We start from the raw sequence: 5713 nt of genomic DNA on the forward strand, positions 1-5713 counted from the left end.
ATTTGTACCTATTACAATAACTTTAGGATATTTGTGTATCTATCAGTTATCTTTGAACTATTTACTACAAAACCTCACCAAAGATAGAGAAAATTTCTTAGAAAGTGCTAAATCTACATACAACGCTCTATCGGTGGTGTTTTCAGATGGTAGAATATTTTCTAATTATGACTTTTTTCATATTTTAAACAGAATTACGTCTGATACTTTAATTGAGACATTAAAATACATAAGACAAAACTACAGAAACATTGACAAAGCTAAAGACACTAATAAAAAAGAACCAATTTACCTATTTAGAATCTTAATTAATAGGGGTATCCGTGTAATGGCGACACCAAAAAATGGTGATAAAGAGAGTTGGGAAAATTGGAAGCCTTGGATTGATATTATTTCAAGTGACAAAACTTTTATAACGCTAACATCCGTAATACCTAATACTACTTTAGTCAATTGTGCTAAAGAAATGTTAAAAAGCTATATAAAAGAAAAGTTAAAGGAATTAGAAGAAAGTTCTGAAATAAAATTCGTAAACTTAGAGCATAAAGAAGAAATATCAGAGGAAGATATTAATGAAGTCATTGAAAACTGCAAATATGAATCACACATTATTTCACCTTGGGGAGAAGAAATAAAATAACAATAATACTTTTGACACATTACGGAATAAGTGACTAGGGAGAGAGATTTATTTATGAGTTTAGAGTATTTAATTAGTGGTATTTTCTGCCTCAAATTCATCTATTTTGAGAGGAAAATTAATAACTAATAACTGAGCTAGGTGTCAGGTATCTAAATTCTCAAACCCAGTAAAATCCTAAAATTTGCTTTTGCTAACTTTTTGATATTGACATCTGAAACAACTATATTTTAAAGCTTACAAGTCTCTGCACGAGAGAATATATTTCCACACGCACCCCAAGGCCCCCATGTAGTTCCGCACATGCGTGTACGTGGGAGATGCCCCTGATAAGGGTTATTGATGTCAAACGTTAGCTCATTATAAATTAGTAACCATTCTCCTTCTTTGCGCCATCCTACTTTGTCTCCAAACTTTTCCCAAATCTCTTGATCGTACTCTTTTGTACCACCGAAACTCTGATAAATTTGCTTCTGAACAGAAAAGCCAAATTTACCATCACTATATTTTACCCAAAGCTTGTCAATCGTTGCTAAATCCTGGCAGGGAAAATTTTCTACATCCTCAGTTCTTAACCATCCTTCCGACCGCCTATCCGCCACTTTATACATTACTTTATCTGTTTCTCGGTCTGCTTCTCTCCAGTTTCCTGCTGCCAATAAGTCACGCAACTTTGTATAGTCAACATCCTTAGCCGAAACTAGAGGTATATTATTTTCTGCTTGCTTTTGTTCTTCAGCCTTTAGCTCTTGTTCACGCCGTTCAGCCTCTTCACGTTCCTCCTCCAGTTGCTGTTGCAGTTCAGCTTCCTCAAGTTGCTTTTGTTGTTCTGATCCTGATATTTGCTCGGAACAATTTGTCAGAGTTAACGCTAGGAAGGTTAGAGCAAGGATGCGAACTAGGAATTTCATCTGTTTCGGGTTTTTCAGAAGTTTAGGAGTTTGATTTTTCTTCATTTTACCTACAAATTTATCAGAGACTATTCTTTCCGTAACATTTAAGATAAGCGGTGCGTTACATTTCATTAACGCACCCTACCAGAACTTAATCCGTATATCCGTGCCATAATCCGTGTGAGCCACACTCTCTAACTACGCTGGATAAATCCGCAAACGTCGATTCGGCTCATCCCCAAAACTAGCAGACTTCAAACGATAATGCTCAACCAACTCATGCTGCATCTTACGCACCTTCGGAGATCGTGGCAAAAGTTCAACAGGTTGCCCCTTCGGAATCACAATTTGCTCCACCGCCAACCGTGTTTCCTCCAACGCCTCCATCTCATCCTCAGAAACTGAAGCAGCAAACAAATTCAAATCAGCAAACTCAGGAGTAGCAGGATCATCCATATCCAATAACCGTCGCAACGCCTTAGCAATTTGAGGCAAACCACTATTCTTAATCACATGAATAGGTACATGACGAGTCTTAGCTGCATGACGTAACTTAGACTGTTTCCGCGTGTGCGATCGCAAAGCCAAAACTACATCTGCACTATCAATATCCTTCGTCAAAACTACAGGCAAACCCAAAGTAGTAATCACCTGTTCCATTTGATGGCGTGGAATAGCATAAGGATAAATATGCAAAGGCAAATCCTCACCATTCGGACCTGTATTTTTAGCCTCCCAACGTCCTCCCATACCATGAGAAAACATTTCTTGCCCAGATAAAGACTCATCCAACAACTGTTCAAAAGACTTTGCTTCAGAAAACTCAGTTGGTTGACTAATTTTACCTGTATTCGACAACGGCATCATATAACCAGAATCACGAAAACTACCACCCGATTTCAACATCTCCCCCGACTGTCGGACTAATCCCCCTGCATTATGATTAACACCCGCACCCAATCCAGTGGGAGTATTAAACTCTCGTTTAATCTGCACCTCACCAGTATCATCCATCGTCCTCACCTGTGGATTAGGTTTTTGCCCCCGCAGCAAAGCATCAACAGTATTAGCCACCTGCTCGTGAACCACCCAACGATGCCTTTCCAACATCTCCACAGCAATTTCAAAAGTTGGGGGAGCCTTACGTTCCAAAACAGTCTTTTGAGAACCCCGCCGTCGAGCTTCATCATCACCCAAAGTTACAGCCTGAATACCCCCGATCAAATCAGATAAAGTTGGATTTTTTACCAAATTTTCAATCTCATTTCCATGAGCAGTACCCACCAACTGCACCCCACGTTCTGCAATCGTTCTCGCTGCCAAAGCTTCCAGTTCCGTGCCAATCTCATCAATCACAATCACCTCCGGCGTATGATTTTCCACCGCCTCAATCATTACACGATGCTGTTCTTCAGGAGTAGCAACCTGCATCCGACGGGCACGACCAATAGCAGGGTGAGGAATATCTCCATCTCCAGCAATTTCATTAGAAGTATCGATAATTACGACCCGTTTTCCTAAATCATCAGCAAGCACCCGTGCAATTTCTCGTAGTGCCGTTGTTTTTCCCACACCGGGGCGACCAAGCATCAAAATTGACCTTCCCGTTTCCACCAATTCACGAATCATAGCAATTGTGCCAAATACTGCCCGCCCCACCCGACAAGTCAAACCAATAACTTCTCCAGTGCGGTTGCGCATCGCACTAATTCGGTGTAGCGTCTGCTCAATACCTGCTCGATTATCACTACTAAAACTACCAATTCGTTCTATAGAATAACTGAGGTCTTTTCTGGAAATAGGAATTTCACCCAAATATTCTGCGTGGGATGGAAAACGAGCTTCTGGGAGACGACCCAGATCCATCACAATTTCAATCAGATGATTTCGCTCTTGATGCTGCTGTAGGGGCCGTCTAATTTGATCCGGCACAATTTCTAATAATCTATAAAGGTCGTCTGTAATGTGCATTCTTTGTTTAAAGTTACTTTATCTACTGGGTGATAAAAGAGATGAATGAGAGGCAAAAACTGAAACCTTAAAGGAAGCGGTCAGCACTCAGCAATTAGCAATCAGCAGTAGCGCGTCTAGCTTGAAAACCTAACCCCCCAACCCCCTTCCCTGCAAGGGAAGGGGAGAAATGCCCCCCTCTCCTTGCAGGAGAGGGGCTGGGGGAGAGGTCTTCGGAGATACTGAAATTTACCCACATTTTAAAGCTAGATATCCTATTAGAATCATTTTTTTTAGATTTTGAAGGGTATTTCAACCCAAGTTCAAAAAGCCGATCGCTGTTTGCGGAGCATTCCGGTACAGAAATGCTAAAAGCTGATAGCTAGTTAATTCATGCTCTTGCCTATCTCCAATCTTTTAATTTGGGAAACTAGAGAACTAGCTAAACTGACAGCTTCCGAAAGAATTTCCGGTACAGTTTCTAGCTTTGTTAGTTGAGAGTTGTTACTCTGGTGTTGATTAACGTCTTTTGTATTGACGCCAGTTTGATTGCAGGCAAATTCAATTGCCTGTAGTTGTGATTTGTGCATTGTTTCTAACTTTTCCAAAATTGGTGACAACAGAACACGGGCGTAGCTACCATAAGCTACACCAGCAACAAATTTATTTTCTGAAATGGGAGTAGTTAAATTATTGATGGGTTCTTTGNTCTAGCTTTGTTAGTTGAGAGTTGTTACTCTGGTGTTGATTAACGTCTTTTGTATTGACGCCAGTTTGATTGCAGGCAAATTCAATTGCCTGTAGTTGTGATTTGTGCATTGTTTCTAACTTTTCCAAAATTGGTGACAACAGAACACGGGCGTAGCTACCATAAGCTACACCAGCAACAAATTTATTTTCTGAAATGGGAGTAGTTAAATTATTGATGGGTTCTTTGTCTTCTTCCTGGCTCTTATTTGCCAGCAAACCCGCAGCCATCAGCTTGGCTATGGTAGAATTGTTTGTACCACCTGCTAGTTGTACATACCCTGGTAATCCTGCATCTAGCACCTTTTGACTCAATTTAATTGTAGCTGCGGTAGTACCTTCCCCAATATCTCCACTCATTGGCCTACCATCAGTTTGCCAAATTAGGGCACAGGTAAGAGGAGAGATAATTTTATACAGACTCTGTAAATATTCTATTAGTCCTTCCCCATCCGGGCAACTAATTGCTATTAGTTTTAATTGATTTACCCAAGGTTTTATACTTTGCCAGAGTCGCTGAAAATCACTTTCTCTTCCCACTTGGGTATGAATTTCTATAGCATCTACACCAGTCGGCAATACCAATGATGGAATCGAACTAGGAGTAGATACATAAGAGCGAGCTTGTATTAGTTGGCTAGGACATACAGACAAACACCTGCCACAACCATAGCAAAGTTCATCTATCACTCCTGAATAGTCAGGTATTACACCATCTCTATTGTCAGAAAAAACTATAGCTTCTGCCGGACATACTTTCTCACAAGGTCGCCAACAGTCTGTGGGGCAAATGGTGGGGTCAAACTCAGCTTTCCGAAAATGAGGATCTTCTCCATCATTGATACTGACCATTATCAATGGCCTTCCTTGGTAGCCAAATCTCAGATTATTGGCCAAGGTCTTAAGCCTAGATGCAACTTCCACAGCCTCTTTCGCCGCAGCGATCGCCGCTGGGTCTGCAGCCACATCAATACAATCTGCACCTGCCAAAGTATAAGCTAATGTTAAATTTCTCACCGTTGGCAGGTGTTGAAAGCTGGCCCCACAGATTAATTTAAACCAGTGGCCCTCTTTAAGGGAATTTAAAGGATAGTAGCGTTCTCTCACGCTTATATGTTAGCTTTTAGCTCAAAAAAATCCGAGGTACAAAGGTGAAGTACCCCAACAAAGATTTATTATAGTTGAGGTTTTGTCTTTCACCCACTAATGCCTCACTAGACAAATTATGGATTAGACTTACAGCGGTTTTCATTTCAGTAGACCGACCACAGTAGGGGCGAATGGCCATTTCGCTGCGCGACATGTTTGCGGAGCATTCCGTCAGGAAAACGCCCCTACAGGATTTTGGTGATGACGATCTGGTTTATCCATCTGAAAAGGGCTGTAATCTGGTATCTATTAGTTCTTACCTATAAAATCCATTTAGAATCAATGGCGATTAAATCTTTGAGGAAGGGAGCAGGAAGTGGGATAGAAGTAATAC

5 protein-coding genes and 1 pseudogene are annotated in these 5713 nt (G+C 40.9%); 1 reads left to right on the top strand and 5 read right to left on the bottom strand.

Translation table 11 applies throughout. From position 1 onward, the window contains the following. Positions 1-640 (top strand): hypothetical protein (locus AFK68_RS13435; RefSeq protein ID WP_210407389.1); only part of this gene is annotated, 640 nt, incomplete at its 5' end. 230 nt (positions 641-870) lie between these two features. Here the strand turns inward: AFK68_RS13435 and AFK68_RS13440 are convergent. From AFK68_RS13440 to AFK68_RS43435, 5 genes and pseudogenes are all read right to left on the bottom strand, one after another. Continuing rightward, positions 871-1596: a GUN4 domain-containing protein gene (locus AFK68_RS13440; RefSeq protein WP_246844170.1), complete on the bottom strand. Its 726-nt coding sequence runs from the start codon at positions 1594-1596 to the stop codon at positions 871-873. Between the two features lie 135 nt (positions 1597-1731). Then, positions 1732-3504 (bottom strand): R3H domain-containing nucleic acid-binding protein, encoded by a 1773-nt coding sequence (locus tag AFK68_RS13445; RefSeq protein WP_094673250.1) that lies wholly within the window; start codon positions 3502-3504, stop codon positions 1732-1734. Between the two features lie 365 nt (positions 3505-3869). After that, positions 3870-4073 carry a hypothetical protein gene (locus AFK68_RS13450; RefSeq protein WP_371357372.1) on the bottom strand — a complete coding sequence of 68 codons (204 nt, stop codon included), beginning with the start codon at positions 4071-4073 and terminating at the stop codon, positions 3870-3872. Positions 4074-4192: 119 nt separating this feature from the next. Continuing rightward, positions 4193-5337, bottom strand: a pseudogene (gene ldpA, locus AFK68_RS13455) (circadian clock protein LdpA); the annotation flags it as partial. 16 nt (positions 5338-5353) lie between these two features. After that, on the bottom strand, positions 5354-5482 hold the full coding sequence (locus AFK68_RS43435) for a hypothetical protein (RefSeq protein ID WP_256386547.1): 129 nt from the start codon (positions 5480-5482) through the stop codon (positions 5354-5356). Between the last annotated feature and the right edge of the window lie 231 nt (positions 5483-5713).

This window comes from Hydrocoleum sp. CS-953, from assembly GCF_002260545.1.
Classification (GTDB): Bacteria; Cyanobacteriota; Cyanobacteriia; order Cyanobacteriales; family Microcoleaceae; genus Trichodesmium.

Coding starts and splice junctions, on each gene's coding strand:
- AFK68_RS13440 (WP_246844170.1), bottom strand. CDS start 1,596: ATGAAGAAAAATCAAACTCCTAAACTTCTGAAAAACCCGAAACAGATG.
- AFK68_RS13445 (WP_094673250.1), bottom strand. CDS start 3,504: ATGCACATTACAGACGACCTTTATAGATTATTAGAAATTGTGCCGGAT.
- AFK68_RS13450 (WP_371357372.1), bottom strand. CDS start 4,073: ATGCACAAATCACAACTACAGGCAATTGAATTTGCCTGCAATCAAACT.
- AFK68_RS43435 (WP_256386547.1), bottom strand. CDS start 5,482: ATGAAAACCGCTGTAAGTCTAATCCATAATTTGTCTAGTGAGGCATTA.